Annotated in this window: 14 protein-coding genes; 10 read left to right on the forward strand and 4 right to left on the reverse strand. The window is 40.8% G+C overall.

The window, feature by feature from the left end; all coding sequences use genetic code 11:
• Positions 1-89: 89 nt before the first annotated feature.
• The 3 genes from CWB72_RS11315 to CWB72_RS11325 all read right to left on the reverse strand — a co-directional run bounded on the left by CWB72_RS11315 (position 90) and on the right by CWB72_RS11325 (position 4,295).
• The gene (locus CWB72_RS11315; protein WP_138631463.1) at positions 90-1,598 is read right to left on the reverse strand and encodes a Ppx/GppA phosphatase family protein; all 1,509 of its coding nucleotides are present in this window, start codon (positions 1,596-1,598) and stop codon (positions 90-92) included.
• A complete protein-coding gene (gene ppk1 / locus CWB72_RS11320; RefSeq protein ID WP_130254574.1) occupies positions 1,582-3,669 on the reverse strand; it encodes a polyphosphate kinase 1 in 2,088 nt (695 codons plus the stop codon). The genes CWB72_RS11315 and ppk1 overlap by 17 nt, the downstream gene beginning before the upstream one ends.
• Positions 3,670-3,788: 119 nt before the next feature.
• Complete coding sequence (locus CWB72_RS11325; protein WP_138566822.1) at positions 3,789-4,295, reverse strand: glycine cleavage system protein R; 507 nt, start codon at positions 4,293-4,295, stop codon at positions 3,789-3,791.
• A 296-nt stretch (positions 4,296-4,591) separates the two neighbouring features.
• Here CWB72_RS11325 and CWB72_RS11330 point away from each other — a divergent pair, with 296 nt between their 5' ends.
• From CWB72_RS11330 to CWB72_RS11375, 10 genes are all read left to right on the forward strand, one after another.
• The gene (locus tag CWB72_RS11330; RefSeq protein ID WP_138631465.1) at positions 4,592-6,829 is read left to right on the forward strand and encodes an ABC transporter permease subunit; all 2,238 of its coding nucleotides are present in this window, start codon (positions 4,592-4,594) and stop codon (positions 6,827-6,829) included.
• 18 nt (positions 6,830-6,847) lie between these two features.
• Positions 6,848-8,497 carry a phosphate ABC transporter permease PstA gene (gene pstA, locus CWB72_RS11335; RefSeq protein WP_138631467.1) on the forward strand — a complete coding sequence of 550 codons (1,650 nt, stop codon included), beginning with the start codon at positions 6,848-6,850 and terminating at the stop codon, positions 8,495-8,497.
• A gap of 23 nt (positions 8,498-8,520) precedes the next feature.
• A complete protein-coding gene (gene pstB, locus CWB72_RS11340) occupies positions 8,521-9,345 on the forward strand; it encodes a phosphate ABC transporter ATP-binding protein PstB (RefSeq protein ID WP_058028771.1) in 825 nt (274 codons plus the stop codon).
• 22 nt (positions 9,346-9,367) lie between these two features.
• Entirely contained in the window at positions 9,368-10,069 is a 702-nt protein-coding gene (gene phoU, locus CWB72_RS11345) for a phosphate signaling complex protein PhoU (protein WP_058028772.1), read from the forward strand.
• A 140-nt stretch (positions 10,070-10,209) separates the two neighbouring features.
• Positions 10,210-10,887: a TIGR00153 family protein gene (locus CWB72_RS11350; protein WP_130254579.1), complete on the forward strand. Its 678-nt coding sequence runs from the start codon at positions 10,210-10,212 to the stop codon at positions 10,885-10,887.
• Between the two features lie 35 nt (positions 10,888-10,922).
• Entirely contained in the window at positions 10,923-12,191 is a 1,269-nt protein-coding gene (locus CWB72_RS11355; RefSeq protein WP_138631469.1) for an inorganic phosphate transporter, read from the forward strand.
• Between the two features lie 324 nt (positions 12,192-12,515).
• Entirely contained in the window at positions 12,516-13,427 is a 912-nt protein-coding gene (locus CWB72_RS11360) for a hydrogen peroxide-inducible genes activator (protein ID WP_138631471.1), read from the forward strand.
• A gap of 73 nt (positions 13,428-13,500) precedes the next feature.
• The gene (locus CWB72_RS11365) at positions 13,501-14,040 is read left to right on the forward strand and encodes an RNA polymerase sigma factor (RefSeq protein ID WP_138631473.1); all 540 of its coding nucleotides are present in this window, start codon (positions 13,501-13,503) and stop codon (positions 14,038-14,040) included.
• Positions 14,027-14,623, forward strand: coding sequence for an OmpH family outer membrane protein (locus CWB72_RS11370; RefSeq protein ID WP_138631475.1), 597 nt, complete (start codon positions 14,027-14,029; stop codon positions 14,621-14,623). The genes CWB72_RS11365 and CWB72_RS11370 overlap by 14 nt, the downstream gene beginning before the upstream one ends.
• On the forward strand, positions 14,623-15,516 hold the full coding sequence (locus CWB72_RS11375) for a hypothetical protein (RefSeq protein ID WP_138631477.1): 894 nt from the start codon (positions 14,623-14,625) through the stop codon (positions 15,514-15,516). Before CWB72_RS11370 ends, CWB72_RS11375 begins: the two co-directional genes overlap by 1 nt.
• A 67-nt stretch (positions 15,517-15,583) precedes the next feature.
• On the opposite strand, the gene CWB72_RS11380 is transcribed toward CWB72_RS11375, so the two are convergent.
• Positions 15,584-15,787 carry a hypothetical protein gene (locus CWB72_RS11380; RefSeq protein ID WP_138566830.1) on the reverse strand — a complete coding sequence of 68 codons (204 nt, stop codon included), beginning with the start codon at positions 15,785-15,787 and terminating at the stop codon, positions 15,584-15,586.
• Between the last annotated feature and the right edge of the window lie 18 nt (positions 15,788-15,805).

Below are 15,805 nucleotides of genomic sequence, written 5' to 3' on the forward strand. Positions count from 1 at the left end.
TCTTATACAGATCTGAGGTTAGCTAGATAAAGATAAGAGAATAAAAAAGGTGGCTTAGCCACCTTTTTTATTTCGTTATTTTATGAGTATTAATTTTGAAATACACTGCCAATTTCAAAACTTAAATTGATGTTAATTGAGGCTAAATACTTTTGTTCCTGCTCTAAATCAGCCAACAAAAGTGCTTGCTCTTCACTGTGTTGCTCATCGAACTTCACAAGCGTTGAAGCCTCTAGTACTTCAATTGTGGGTCTAGAAATATCGGTGAGTTGTCTGGTTCTATTTACCATTACTGCTAACCTGAAAAGGCTTAGTAGTTTTGCAAACTTTTCAGTGTTGAGAATGTTGTAGTTTTCCAAATCTATGACTTTAATTTTCTTGCGATGAAATCTGATCAAAGCACTGAGCACATTTTGCTGTTGTTGTGTAAAACCGGGTAGGGCACTGTTTAAAACAATATAGGCACTGTGCTTTTGAATTGCAGAAGAATTTATGGCTAATCCGACTTCATGTAACTGCGCGGCCCACTGTAACAATAGGAGATCTTTTTGTTTCAGGCCCCAGGGCTTTTTACATTGTTGAAATAGGTGCTTAATTGTATCGAATACATTATCAGCATGAACTGTATCAATATTATAATGCTGCCCGAGCGCGACTATGGTTCTCACCCTTAGATCAAACTCGTCATAATTAAACATTTCATGAAGCACGCCCTCTCTTAGGGCGTAATCACAATAGCTTAATTTATCTATCTTTAATTCTTTAAAGGAGGCGATCAAAATAGCTAAGCCCCCCGCGATATTTGTATGCCGCTCAGGATTAAGTCCCTTTATATCAAGTAGTTCGATACTACTTTGCGCAATAAGTAGAGACTTGATGTTTTCTAGAATTTCAAGGGTTAAAATATCACTGTCAAATTGTACTTGAGCGATGGCCAATAACGCTTTGATTGTTCCAGATGTGCCATAGCATTGTTGCCAGCCTGATTTACGATAACGTGGCGTGATAGGCTCAAGTTCTTGTCTAGCTGCAATAATGGCTTTTTTAAATGCACTTTTGCTTAGTTTCCCTGATGAGAAAAATGCTTTGGTAATATTGGAGCAGCCTACATCACGGCTAGTTAACTGCTTTGTTTCAAAGTGTTGACCTATGACAAGCTCAGTACTACCCCCGCCAATGTCAATGACTAAACGATTGTCTTCACCGTGCACATAATTAGCGACGCCTTGGTAAATCAATCGAGCTTCTTCTTGGCCAGATATTACATTGATATTAAATGGAAAATACTTTTTCGCCTCAGCTAAAAAGCATTTAATGTTTCTGATGTTTCTAAGGGTATAAGTTGCGACCACTTGCACGTTAGTCGCATCAAATCCTTGGAGAGTTTGCGCCAGCTGTTTGAACGCCAACATAGCACGCTCAATTGCCTCTTCTGAGAGCTCAAATTGTGCATTTAATCCGGCAGCAAGATGAACACGGTGCTTTTCTTTATGTAGGATCTGTAACTGACCCTCTATTTTTCTAGCAATCACCAGGTGAAAGCTGTTTGAACCTAAATCAAGCGCAGCAAACGGCGCTGGCTCAGGTGTGTTGTGCATAATCGTTTTCCCATTTACTCAAAAGCTCATAGATGGCAATTTGAGAGCGTACTTTTTTCCTGTTACCTCGCGGTACATACTTATTTTGTTGCTCTGCATCTATGATCCTAGCTTTGCAGCAATCTTTAAATTGTAGCTCTAATATATTGATCACAAGTTGCTTTAAGTCTTTATCTAAGATGGGCACGCCAGCCTCAACACGGTGATCTAAGTTTCTTGTCATCCAATCGGCAGAAGAGATATAAACCTGCTGATCGCCTTGGTTTTCAAACACCATAACTCGAGGATGTTCAAGAAAACGGTCAACAATACTGATAATTGTAATATTATCGCTAAATTGAGGTAAACCGGGAACTAGCGCGCACATGCCTCGAACAATAATGCGAATCTTTACGCCTTGTCGAGATGCACTATAGAGCAAATCAATGAGCTGTTTGTCGACCAGATTATTCACTTTTATAGTGATTTGTGCAAATTTCCCATTCTTTGCGGCTAAAATTTCATTCTCTATACCCTGACAAATGCGCTCTCGGGCATTTAACGGTGAAATTTGTAGATGCTTAAAAGTAAATGGGCGATAACTGGTTTCGATAAATCTAAAGACTTCATCACATTCATCACAGATTTCATTGTGTTTGGTGAATAGGCTGAAGTCAGTGTAAATTCGCGCTGTCTTTTCGTGGAAGTTACCCGTACCTATGTGAGCATATTTTACAATTTTACCTTTTTCTTTTCGGTGGATAACACATAGTTTGCTGTGTACTTTGAGCGCGGGGAGTCCTACTAGCACCTTAATGCCGGCTTCACTGAGCACTTTTGCCCACTCAATATTGTTTTGTTCATCAAAGCGCGCTTTTAGCTCGACCATAACAGTGACTTTTTTACCATTTTTGGCTGCGTTGATCAGAGATGACACAAGTCTCGAGCGAGAAGCGACACGATAAATATTGATTTTAATCTGGGTTACTTTTGGGTCGTAAGCCGCTTGTCTCACATACTCCAACATATGGTTAAAAGTGTGATAAGGGTAATATAGTAAAATATCTCTTTCTGAGATGGCTTTAAATACGCTGTTATGCTTGGCGAAAGCTGAACTGATAAGGGGTTTTAATGGCTTATTTTCTAAGTGCTTACGACCAACATTCGGAAATGAAATAAAGTCCCTAAAGTTTCGATAGCGACCACCAGGAATAAGCGCATCCTGCTGGCTTGCACCTAAACGTTTTTTTAATACCTTTAGCATCTCATCAGGCATAGCTTGGTCGTAAACCATACGAACGGGCTCAGCATATAACCTTTGTTTTAAGCCCTTTGACATTTTATCGAGTAAGCCTTCTTCGATTTCATTGTCTAAGTTGTATTCCGCATCACGGGTTAATTTAATTGAATAACCTTCGATTTTGTCGAATTTAACAAAACTTTTAAATACATCAGCCAAGTAATAACTGACAACGTCATCAAGCATGACAATGCTTTTATGACGGCTTTTCTCAGTAGGTAGAATTACAAATCGATCCAGTCGATCGGTTGGGATCTCGAGCAAAGCATATTGAGATTTTTCACCACTCATATGAATGAAAAGATAAGTCATCGCATCATTTATATTACTTGAGTAATCTTTTGATTCACTGAGTAACATGGGTGACATATGCTGTAATACTTGGTCATTAAAAAAATCTTCTAACCACTCTTGATGGAACGTAGATAGAGACTCAGGCTGGCTAATATGAATATTTTGTTTATCGAGATCATCTAACAAGTGATGATGAATGTGGTTAAATTTTTTCCCTAAAGAAAGAACCTTTTTATTCACTTGGTTCAACAGCTCTTCGTCGGCGTCAAAGTGGGCGTCAGATAAACTGTTAAGTAAAACTTTTCTTTTTAAATCAGCAACTCTTACTCTAAAAAATTCATCTAGGTTGTTAGAGAAAATGCCTAGAAAACGCAGTCGCTCGATAAGCGGGTTATTTTGATCTTTGGCTTCTTGAAGAACGCGTTCGTTGAACGAAAGCCAACTTAACTCTTTGGCAAAATAGCTAATATTAGTAGAGGTGTGTGGTACAGAATGCATGATCTATCCGTAGGTAATCAAAGGTACAATTGCAAAATATAGGGATTTTTTATTACACTTATATGACAGCTGTACTCCTCGAGCTGCCATATAAGACTTGGTTTATTAGAAGTGAGTATTTATTCGCTTTCGATATCAACAATCAGATCACTGGTGATCGATTCAAGCGCATCAATAACGTTATCTTTATGCATACCGGCAGGTAACGTGACCGTTGCAAATGCGCTAAAAATAGGCACCCCCCAGTTTGGTGCGCTGCGCTGGCGAGAGTTCAGATGTGTGATGTTTGCCCCTTTATGACGAATAACACTTGAAAGCTCCTTGACGATACCTGGCCTGTCATTACCTGTGATCACTAAATTAAGCGTTTCAGGTATTTGTTCTGCTGTATCAGAATCACCTGATTCAATACGAACGTCTAAACCTTGTAACTCATCAAGTGCGGTTTGAATTTCTAAAAGATGCTCTTCAGCAACTTCAACTTGCACGATACCTGCAAATTGACCTGCTAAATGGCTGAGGTTACTGGTCATCCAGTTACCATGGTGTTCTAGGATGGCTGCTGATATTTCTTCAACGAGACCCGGCCGGTCCTTACCTATAATTGTTAAAACTAACTGCTTCATATCAATGTCTCTTATTATTTTTGTCTACTGTGTAGTAGAAGTGGAAACGAACGGCTATTTACTAAACGTCTCCTTACGCCAATAAATCTCCGCAATTTAAGATTAGTTAAGTTTTGTCTGTTGTCCAGAAAATCACTAATTCAGACTCAATAATATTCATTTTAAAGAACTTTTTTTCTGACTTATTTGTGTTAATAAAAGTTCACTTTTTTAATCTTCACAGTCCTTTTTGTGTAACATTACTGTCATCTTGATGAAATATAATGCTCGCAATTCAAAGATAATAAGGTGTTTTAATGTCTACCTCAGCACAGCAAAAATCTTTTAAAACGGACAAGCGCCGTTTATTTAAAGATCGCTTTGCACAATACAGTATTACCGCAGGTGGGGTAATGGTACTTGTGGCATTGCTGTTGATCTTCTTCTATCTACTATATGTCGTAGAGCCAATCTTAGAGTCAGCAAAAGTAGAGAAGCGCACAGATGTGAGTTTATCTTCAGAGAAAAACTATGTTGGTATTGGTGTTGAAGAGCAAACAGAGATTGCTTATCTATTAGAAGATTCTGGGCATGTCGATTTTTACCATATAAAAGGCGACAGCTCAGGGCAATTAATGAAAAGCCTAGATGTTGAACTTGATGGAAATATCACGACATTCGCGAAAAGTGCGCCGTTTTTAGGCTTATATGCATACGGTTTAGATAATGGTGCAATTAAGCTGGTTAAGCCGAGCTTCTTAGTGACTTTCCCTAGCAACGAGCGCTTGATCACACCACGTATTGGCTACCCATTAGATGGTGAACAATTACTAGTAGATGAGCAAGAGCAAGCAATTGCTAAGTTTGCCTTCAGTTATTATGAAGATAAAGCTGCAGCAGTTGCAGTGACTGAAGACAAGCGCGTGGTATTTGCAGCCTTTACACCTGAAGAGAATATGTTTACTGGTGAAGTTGAGTGGCTAATTGAGCGCACTGAACTGGACATTGATGGCCGAGTAAATGAGTTACTGATTTCACCAGATACATCTCGCGTATTTGTTCGCAGTGCAAACAAAATATATATCTTTGATACGCGTGACCCAGCTGAAGTTGAGCAGTTCCAAGTTCTTGCTGCCAACGAAGAGAATGCAAACCTAGTGAGCGCGACATTACTTGCTGGTGCAAATTCTTTGATGCTGGCAAACGATAACGGTGAAGTGTCTCAGTGGTTTGAAGTAAACACGGAAGATAATGGCCGTCAGTTTGCCAAAATCCGTGCTTTTGAAACTGAGAAAACGAATAAGCTAGATATCTACACAGAATATTATCGCCGTACTTTCTTCACGACGACATCATCAGGCGACTTAGGCGTGTACTACACGACCAGTGAAGCTGAATTATGGCGTGGCAAAATCAGTGAACAAGCCATTGATAATTTTGCTGTATCACCTCGAGCTAACGCGGTTTTGTCTCTATCGAACAATACGCTTTCTATATTTGAAGTGCACAACGAGCATCCTGAGGTAACTTGGTCAGCACTTTGGAATGAAGTATGGTACGAAGGCTATCCTGAGCCTGCATACACTTGGCAGTCAACGTCAGCATCTGATGACTTTGAATCTAAGTTCTCTTTAGTACCAATTTCATTTGGTACGATTAAAGCGGCGATGTATGCCATGTTATTTGCTGTGCCAATTGCCATTTCAGCAGCAATTTACACAGCCTACTTTATGTCGAGTGAATTACGTCGCGTAGTAAAGCCAACCGTTGAGATTATGGAAGCACTACCAACAGTTATCCTTGGTTTCTTAGCGGGTCTTTGGTTAGCGCCTTTAATCGAAACGCATCTTCCAGCAGTGATTGCACTCGTGACTTTACTGCCAGTGGCGGTGATCGCGACGGCATTTGGTTGGACTAAACTGCCAGCGAGTATTCGTCATTTAATTCCAGACGGTTGGCATTCAATTTTACTTATTCCTGTAGTGTTATTTATCGGTTGGTTGTCATTCGCAATCAGCGGTCAAATCGAACTGTGGGTATTTGATGGCAATGTGCGTCAATATTTAACGAATGAGCTAGGTCTAACGTTTGACCAACGTAACTCACTGGTTGTTGGTATTGCGATGGGCTTTGCGGTTATTCCGACTATTTTCTCAATCGCAGAAGATGCGGTATTCAGTGTGCCTAAGCACTTATCAAATGGTTCATTAGCGCTCGGTGCAACGCAGTGGCAAACCCTTGTTTATGTTGTGCTTCTAACGGCTAGTCCGGGTATCTTCTCTGCGGTCATGATGGGCTTAGGCCGCGCGGTAGGTGAAACCATGATTGTACTGATGGCAACGGGTAATACGCCAATCATGGACTGGAGTATCTTCCAAGGTATGCGTACTTTAGCGGCAAACATCGCAGTTGAAATGCCTGAATCAGAAGTGGGTAGTTCGCACTATCGTATTCTATTCCTTGCTGCATTCGTGTTGTTTATTTTTACCTTTGTATTTAACACGCTCGCTGAATTTGTTCGTCAGCGTCTACGTGAAAAATACAGCTCAATGTAATTATCGGAGTTTCATGACATGGTAAAGCAATGGTTTAAGTCAGGATCTCCTTGGATCTGGATGACAGGTGGTGCAGTTAGCATCAGTTTAATCTCGGTTATCGGTTTATTAGCGATGATCGCGTGGAAAGGTCTAAGCTTCTTCTGGCCATCAGAAGTGGTTGAATTAAAGCTTGAAGGCTCAGTGCCTAAGCAAACAGTGATTGGTGAGATTTATGACCGTGAGATGGTGCCTAAATCTCGCTTAGAAGCAGCAGGCTATGATTTATCGGCATACCAAGATGAATATATTGAACGTATCTTGGTAAAAACGGGTAACCGTGAATATGTAGACCTAGATTTCCGCTGGATACTCACAACAGATATCCAGTCTCAAACTAAGCCAGAAGCGATGGCGGTATTTGAGCGTAGTAAAAATGGTAATTTCTATGGCTACGTAGAGCGTGTAATCGAAGATGGTAAAGAAGTTACTAATGCGCCTAAAGAACGTTTAGTTGAACTGGTTGAGCGTGCAGTAGACTTAAATGAAGAAGCACTTGATCTACAAAATGGTGATATTGGTCACATTAACTATGAACTTGAGCGTCTGCGTTTAAAAGAAAAGAAATACGCACTTGATAATGCCTTAACGGATGAAGTACTAGCTGATTTAGAGTCAAAACGTGCAGAACTTCGTGCTGAATACAAAGTATTAGAAGCGCGCCTGTTTGAACTTCGTAAGAAAGCGAAGCGAGATCAAGTGGTTGTACGAGACATGCGTGGGGAGCTAGTAACTTTACCTATCTATCAGGTATTAGACTTGTGGTTCCCAAATGACATGGGCTTTTTTGCAAAGTTAGGTCACTTCTTTGTTCAGTCAGGCAAATTTATCTCAGACGATCCGCGTGAAGCGAATACTGAAGGTGGTGTATTCCCTGCAATCTTCGGTACTGTTTTCATGGTTATGCTAATGGCTGTGATTGTGACGCCATTTGGTGTAGTAGCAGCAATCTACTTACACGAATATGCAGCTAAGAACGCTGTGACTAAGATGATCCGCATCGCGGTAATCAACTTAGCAGGTGTACCTTCGATTGTTTACGGTGTATTTGGTCTTGGTTTCTTCGTTTATATGTTAGGTGGTTCAATTGACCAATTGTTCTATCCAGAAGCTGCACCAAGCCCTGTATTTGGTACGCCAGGTGTAATTTGGTCGGCATTAACCTTAGCAATTTTAACGCTACCCGTGGTTATCGTTTCGACTGAAGAAGGTTTATCACGTATTCCAAGTTCAGTACGCCATGGTTCATTGGCACTGGGTGCGACAAAAGCCGAAACGCTGTGGCGCATCATTGTACCTATGGCAAGCCCGGCAATTATGACAGGTTTAATCTTAGCGGTAGCACGTGCTGCCGGCGAGGTTGCACCACTTATGCTAGTAGGTGTTGTGAAAATGGCACCTACGTTACCGATCGATGGTAACTTCCCGTTTGTTCACTTAGATCGTAAGTTCATGCATTTAGGTTTCCACATCTATGATGTAGGCTTCCAAAGCCCGAACGTTGAAGCCGCGCGTCCATTGGTTTACGCAACGGCATTCTTACTGGTCAGCGTTATCATCGCACTGAATATTACTGCGATTGGTATTCGTAACCATTTACGTGAAAAGTTCCGTTCTCTTGAACATTAATAGTATAACTAGGTATTTTAGAAATGATTACAGTAGCTCCTGAAGTGAATAACACAAATCAAGTTAAATTAGATTTAGCTAATTTGAGCGAAGAGCAAACCGCACTAGAGATCAAAGACCTAGATCTTTACTATGGTGACAAGCAAGCGCTTAGCAAAATCAATATGAAAATCCCTAAGGGTCAGGTAACAGCTTTTATCGGTCCATCGGGTTGTGGTAAATCAACATTATTACGTTGTATTAACCGCATGAATGACTTAGTTGATATCTGTCGTATCGAAGGTGAGATTAACCTTCATGGTCAGAATATCTATGATAAGAGCGTTGACGTTGCGGCACTTCGCCGTAACGTAGGTATGGTATTCCAAAGACCAAACCCATTCCCTAAGTCAATTTATGAGAATGTGGTATACGGCCTACGTCTACAAGGTATTAAAGACAAGCGTAAACTAGACGAAGTGGTAGAACGCTCATTACGCGGTGCAGCGTTGTGGGACGAAGTTAAAGACCGTCTTCATGACAGTGCTTTTGGTTTATCAGGTGGTCAGCAGCAGCGTCTAGTGATTGCCCGCTCAATTGCGATCGAACCTGAAGTATTACTGCTAGACGAACCAACATCGGCACTTGACCCGATTTCAACTTTGGTAATCGAAGAGCTGATCAACGACCTGAAAGAAAAGTATACGGTTGTGATTGTAACGCACAACATGCAACAGGCTGCACGTGTTTCTGACCAAACTGCATTCATGTATATGGGTGAACTGATCGAATACGCTGACACAAACACGCTATTCACAACGCCTTCTAAGAAGAAGACGGAAGACTACATCACGGGTCGTTACGGTTAATAGCGAGCGAGAGGAATAAATCATGGAAAACAATTTAAACAAGCATATCTCTGGCCGCTTTAACGAAGAGCTAGAAAATGTTCGTAACCACGTATTAAGCATGGGTGGTTTGGTTGAAGAGCAATTAAACCTTGCACTTGATGCGATCAACGACAACGATGCTGAAAAAGCACGTAAAGTCAGCGAGAACGACTACAAAGTTAATGCCATGGAAGTAAACATTGACGAAGAATGTACCCGTATCATTGCTAAACGTCAGCCAGCTGCAAGTGACTTACGTTTAGTAGTTGCGATTGCTAAGACTATCGCAGACCTTGAACGTATTGGTGATGAAGCTGAGCGTATCGCACGTGTTGCACTAGATTCATTTACTAAAGATCAGCAAGATTTATTGGTAAACTTAGAGAATATGGGTCGCCAAGTGTCGAAGATGTTGCATGATGTGCTAGATGCGTTCGCCCGTATGGATGCGCAAAGTGCCTTTGAGGTGCATAAAGAAGACGCAAAAGTTGACCGCGAATATGAAGCGTTAACGCGTCAAATTATGACTTACATGATGGAAGATCCACGTTCTATTCCTAAAATTATGGATTTAATCTGGTCTGTACGTTCATTAGAGCGCATTGGAGACCGTTGTCAGAACATCGCTGAATACGTCATTTATTTTGTGAACGGTAAAGATATTCGCCATACATCTCAAGAAGATATCGCGAAAACGCTGTAAAAAATATATGCGCACTTTGCGCTGGATTTTTATGATTCAGCGCAGCTTAATTCGCATTTCGGACAAAAATCCGTTCACAACGTCGGCTAATGCTGTAAAATTCACCCTGCAAGCATATTAATATGATTTAAGGGTCAGTTATGCCATCAAATGCGTTTTTAGGTGTATTTGCAAAGTCACCTATTAAGCCAATTGAAGAACACATTAAAATCGTACATAAAGCGAGTAGTACTTTAGTACCTTTTTTTAATCATGTATTCAAATCAGAATGGACAGAAGCCGAAACTCTTCGTCTTGAAATCCGCAACCTTGAACGTGAAGCAGACGTTTTAAAGCGTGAAGTAAGATTACACTTGCCTCGCGGTTTATTCATGCCTGTAGAGCGCACCGATTTATTAGAGTTGATCACTCAGCAAGATAAAATTGCGAATAAAGCGAAAGACATCGCAGGTCGTGTTGTTGGTCGTGAAATGGTGATCCCTCAGTCTATTCAAAATGACTTCATTGCTTATCTTGAACGTTGTGTCGATGCAACGAAACAAGCCTCTAAAGCCATTAATGAGTTTGACGAGCTACTGGAAACTGGATTCCGTGGTCGTGAAGTAACTCTGGTTGAAAGCATGCTTGAAAAGTTGGACTCAATTGAGCAAGACACGGATGAAATGCAAATCAAGATCCGCCAAGAGCTCCGAGCTATCGAAGGTGAACTTAACCCTGTTGATGTAATGTTCTTATATAAGATCATTGAATGGGTAGGTGAGCTTGCTGATATTGCTGAGCGTGTTGGTTCTCGACTTGAGCTAATGTTAGCTCGTTAATCGTTTTATTCGTATTTAAAATTTAAGGTTTAACAATGGATATCATTGCTAACTATGGTTCCATGCTGATCCTAATTGCTGCGGCAGTAGGTTTCTTCATGGCATATGGTATTGGTGCAAATGACGTTGCAAACGCCATGGGTACTTCAGTAGGCTCGAAAGCACTTACCATTAAACAAGCGATCATCATCGCGATGATCTTCGAATTCGCCGGTGCATACCTTGCTGGTGGTGAAGTAACATCAACAATCCGTAAAGGTATCATCGACGCAGCGCCTTTCGCTGATATTCCTGAGTTGATGATATTAGGTATGATCTCTGCACTATTTGCAGCAGGCTCATGGCTATTACTTGCGTCTTTACTGGGTTGGCCGGTTTCAACAACTCACTCTATCATCGGTGCGATTATTGGTTTCGCATTGGTTGCCGTGGGTAGTGAAGCAATTCAATGGGGCAAAGTTGCCGGTATCGTAGGTAGTTGGATTGTTACCCCAGCAATTTCAGGCTTTATTGCTTATTTAATCTTTATGAGTGCGCAAAAGCTGATCTTCGACACAGACTCGCCATTACAAAATGCTAAGCGTTACGTGCCTATTTATATGGGACTAGCTGGTTTTGTTATGTCACTTGTAACCATTAAGAAAGGTCTTAAGCACATTGGTATTAACCTAGGTGCGGTTGAAGGTTATGCGCTTGCAATAGGTATTGCTGTGGTTGTGGGTATCATTGGTAAAATGGCAATTAACCGTTTGAAAATGGACCCTAAAGCAGACAAGCAAATGCAGTTCAACAACGTTGAAAAAGTATTCGCTATCCTAATGGTACTGACTGCATGTTGTATGGCATTCGCTCACGGTTCAAACGACGTAGCAAACGCGATTGGTCCACTAGCGGCAGTTGTGAACATTGTTGAGCATAACGGTGAAATTGCTAAGAAAGCGGCACTTGCTTGGTGGATCTTACCGCTAGGTGGTATCGGTATCGTAGTGGGTCTTGCAGTCCTTGGTAAGAAAGTAATCAAAACAATTGGTGAAGGCATCACGCACTTAACACCAAGCCGTGGTTTCGCTGCTGAACTTGCTGCTGCATCAACGGTAGTTATTGCATCGGGTACTGGTCTACCTATCTCTACAACACAAACGCTAGTAGGTGCTGTACTAGGTGTAGGTATGGCACGTGGTATCGCTGCACTGAATATGGGGGTAATTAGAAATATTGTGGTTTCTTGGGTAATTACATTGCCAGTCGGTGCTGCTCTTGCTATTGTTATATTCTATGTTCTAAGAGCCGCATTCGGCGTTTAATTAGACAGACAGACTTTTAGCTTGAAAAGACCTCAGCATCACGGTGCTGGGGTCTTTTTATATCAGCTATTCTTTTATTATCTAATACCAACCCTTAGTAATACTTAATCATTTTGAGGGACTAAAGTTGCCGCTAACTACGTTAAAAATTTCTCATTTAGAACAACTAAATAGCAAAATTTTCTCCTCGTTATCGACAAGCTTTCCTTGCCTCAAAAAGGTCACTTAATTAAGAGGGGTGGTATAAGCAATTGATCTTATCCGTTTTACTCTGAGTACTTCATCGTTATACTGAATGAAATTTGAGTTTGCTTAGAGAAAACTGTGACAAACCTACCTAGTATTAAACAGCTTCAATATCTTATTGCTGTGCATCAGCATCAACATTTTGGTCGAGCCGCTCAGGCATGTTTTATCGGTCAATCGACTTTGAGTACTGCAATTCAAACCCTTGAAGAAACCTTAGGCAGTCAACTAATTGAGCGTGAGAACCGTAGCTTAATGTTTACCGAGTTAGGTGAAGAAGTGGTTACACGTGCCAAGAAAATTGTTGCAGATACCATGAGCATTAAAGAGTTCACTGAGAGCTTTAAAAACCCGTTGTCAGGCAAATTAGTCTTGGGGTTAATTCCTACTATTGCTAGCTTTATTGCTGCACCACTTTACCAACACTGTCGTGAAGCTTTCCCGAATTTAGAACTGATCTTGATTGAAGATACCAGCGATAAGTTATTGGCGCGTCTCGAGCAGGGGCAAATAGACATGGCGATGCTAGCTTTACCTTATCAAACTGAAAAGTTTCACACTAAAGTGCTCACTAAAGACGCCTTCTCTTTGGTTTATCATAAAAGCTATCCGCTAAAAGGCATTGATGATTACAACTTGCTGCCAGATCAGAGTGTGTTTTTACTTGAAAGGGAACACTGTCTGACAGGTCATGCACTCAGTGCCTGCCATCTTAATAAGCATGAATGTATTAATCCGTTCGAAGCGAGTAATTTACACACTTTATTAAGCATGGTTGAGTATCAGCATGGTGTTACTTTCTTGCCGCAAATGGCCTTAAATGCAGGCATATTATCTGGTAAAGATTTAGCCGTGAGAAAATCTGGCACTGATGCATATCGTGAGATTGGTTTGATTTGGCGTAAAACCACGGGTCGTATTCGAGATTTTCGTTTATTCAGTGAGGGATTATTGCCGTTTATCACTGAACAATGTGATTGCGAAAAATAAATTTCATTTTTGGCAAACTTTTTTAAAACACCTTTCGACTAACTAAACAGAGATTAACAATTAGGGTTTAAAGGTGTTTTTTCAAAGCCAAGACAAACTCATTAAAAAAGCCCAGCAAGGCGACCAAGCTGCGTGGTTAAAGCTCATCAAGCAGCATGAGCAGCAGGTTTATAACCATTGTCTTCGCCTGACCGGTGATTGCCATGATGCGCTTGATTTAATGCAAGAAGCCTTTATGAGTGTTTATCGCTCTTTACATAACTTTCATGGTCAGAGTCAGTTTAAGACTTGGTTATTTTCAGTGACTCAAGCCCGGTGTATGGACTTCTTTCGCAAGCAAAGACAGTCCAGCCCGCTTGAAAAAGTCTCTGAAGCTGCGAATACACCCAACTGCCCAGTCCAGTTGCAAAGTGATAATCAGCATATTCATGCTGCGCTACAGGCTTTACCGTTCGAGCAAAGACAAATTGTTGAACTTAAGTTTTTTCAGCATTTCACCTTTGAAGAAATCGCTGAGCAACTTGCAATTTCCCCTAATACAGTTAAATCCCGTTTATATAGTGCGCTTGGCAAGATGAAAGCGCCATTGGAGGTGATCCGTGTCGAATCATGAAATAACGGCTCATGAATTACTTGAAAAATGGCTCGATGGTGAGCAGCTCACAGAAGCACAGCATGCTCGAGTCTTAGCTGATCCTGAAACTAAGTTGCTGTTTGAAAAAGCACAAGCTTGGCAAAACATGGCGCATAGTTACGAAGAACAATCAGTGCCATCAGATACGCCCATAGCTATTCCAGAAATTAAGCAAGTAAGTCGTTTTCAAGGGAATTGGATGCAGTGGGGCATGGCGGCTTGTGTTGGCTTTTTGAGTATTTTATCTGTGCAATTATGGCAGCAAAATAAAACGTTAGAGCAAGGTCTTGTTGTACAACAAACTCAAATAGAAAAACAACAAGATACTATGCAGCAAATTTTACAGCAGATGCAAAAAGGTCAGAACTTACAAGCAGATCTAACTAATCAAGTGTTACTAACAAACCGTGCTGAACGTCAAGTGGCACTTGATGATTTACTGGCATTTTTGCAAACGCAAAGAGCCCAAGATCAAGCAATTTTACGCTTACAGTTGAATGAACTTGCAGAGCAAGTTGAACATGCGCCAACAGAGATTGTGGCGCAAAATGGAGGTCATTAATGAAAGCTTTGTTAACCCTAGTATCAATCGCAGTGCTAAGCGCGTCTTTTTCGAGTGTCGCTAAAGAACAAACTGCGATAGATAAATTAAAGCGAGAAGTTACTATATTTCAGCGTGTTGTTTCTACTGCTTTAAAACATGACACCGATGGTCAAATACGTTCAGTAGAAGGCTACTATTTATCGGGTCAAGGTCTGGTTTTTGATGTGAGCTTGAGAAATAAAAGCCGCTTTGATTGGCGAAAGCACATTGAAGGTATGCGTGACTTACATGGTTTCTCAGAGATCCCATCTCCAGACTTCTCAGCCTTAGAAGTACAGATGTCAGATCTTAGTGATAATGTGGCGGATATATCAAAAGAAGCTTATCATGTTGCACTTGAGGCAGTAAGACAAGGCGCTGAACAAATTCGAGAGGTAGCTGAACAAGAGCGAGATACACGTCGTGACTTGCATGAATTGGAACGCGAAAAGCAAGAGCTTAATTATATGCTTAAGCGTCAAGACGACAAAGATAAAGACCTTGAACGTCACCGTAAAGAGTTAGAGGCGCAAATTGCAAAGCTGGAAGCTGAGAAAGAAAAGCTTGCCCAAAGCAAAACGCAGTTAAAAGAAAAGCTGGCGAAAGATAAGCAAGCTCGACAAGCCCAACAAGCAGCACAGCAGGCGCTATTAAAAACCACAGTGAAGACAAGTATCGCAAGTAGCTTATGCGACTATGGCAACGGCTTAAGAAGTGTTAAAAGCAATGAGCACGTAAGCTTTAAGTTTACACCGGCTCAACAACGTGAAAAGCACATTTTAGTGTTTAAAAAATCGGATATAGAATCGTGTGTTAAAGGTCAGATACAAGTTACTAAGTTAGCTGAACGTGCTGAACAATATGCGTTTTGATAAATCCTAAGTAGTAGAAAAATCACAGCAAAAGGGTGTAAAGCTCTCTCGCTGTGATTTAAAGAGTTTAATGACTTGATTGGTGTATTTGCGTTTGCTCATTTAAGTTAGGCAAAAATAATAAATACACCCAAACGACTAGGTTAAAATATGGGATCAAACTTAAGATGGTAAACACAAAAGTAGGGTAGCCTTTCTTTTGTGTACTTTGATAGCACTGAAATGCAATGACACAGTGTAAGATCAGCAAAAAAGATACTAATAGCAGCATAACGACCTCCTTAACTTT

Origin of the sequence: Pseudoalteromonas phenolica (assembly GCF_005886345.1) — a bacterium.
GTDB classification, from domain to species: Bacteria; Pseudomonadota; Gammaproteobacteria; order Enterobacterales; family Alteromonadaceae; genus Pseudoalteromonas; species Pseudoalteromonas phenolica_A.

What these genes read in the sequence shown, in the direction of transcription:
- CWB72_RS11375 (WP_138631477.1), top strand. Translation starts at nt 14,623, where the DNA reads ATGAAAGCTTTGTTAACCCTAGTATCAATCGCAGTGCTAAGCGCGTCT.
- pstA (WP_138631467.1), top strand. Translation starts at nt 6,848, where the DNA reads ATGGTAAAGCAATGGTTTAAGTCAGGATCTCCTTGGATCTGGATGACA.
- phoU (WP_058028772.1), top strand. Translation starts at nt 9,368, where the DNA reads ATGGAAAACAATTTAAACAAGCATATCTCTGGCCGCTTTAACGAAGAG.
- CWB72_RS11330 (WP_138631465.1), top strand. Translation starts at nt 4,592, where the DNA reads ATGTCTACCTCAGCACAGCAAAAATCTTTTAAAACGGACAAGCGCCGT.
- CWB72_RS11325 (WP_138566822.1), bottom strand. Translation starts at nt 4,295, where the DNA reads ATGAAGCAGTTAGTTTTAACAATTATAGGTAAGGACCGGCCGGGTCTC.
- CWB72_RS11380 (WP_138566830.1), bottom strand. Translation starts at nt 15,787, where the DNA reads ATGCTGCTATTAGTATCTTTTTTGCTGATCTTACACTGTGTCATTGCA.
- CWB72_RS11315 (WP_138631463.1), bottom strand. Translation starts at nt 1,598, where the DNA reads ATGCACAACACACCTGAGCCAGCGCCGTTTGCTGCGCTTGATTTAGGT.
- pstB (WP_058028771.1), top strand. Translation starts at nt 8,521, where the DNA reads ATGATTACAGTAGCTCCTGAAGTGAATAACACAAATCAAGTTAAATTA.
- CWB72_RS11355 (WP_138631469.1), top strand. Translation starts at nt 10,923, where the DNA reads ATGGATATCATTGCTAACTATGGTTCCATGCTGATCCTAATTGCTGCG.
- ppk1 (WP_130254574.1), bottom strand. Translation starts at nt 3,669, where the DNA reads ATGCATTCTGTACCACACACCTCTACTAATATTAGCTATTTTGCCAAA.
- CWB72_RS11350 (WP_130254579.1), top strand. Translation starts at nt 10,210, where the DNA reads ATGCCATCAAATGCGTTTTTAGGTGTATTTGCAAAGTCACCTATTAAG.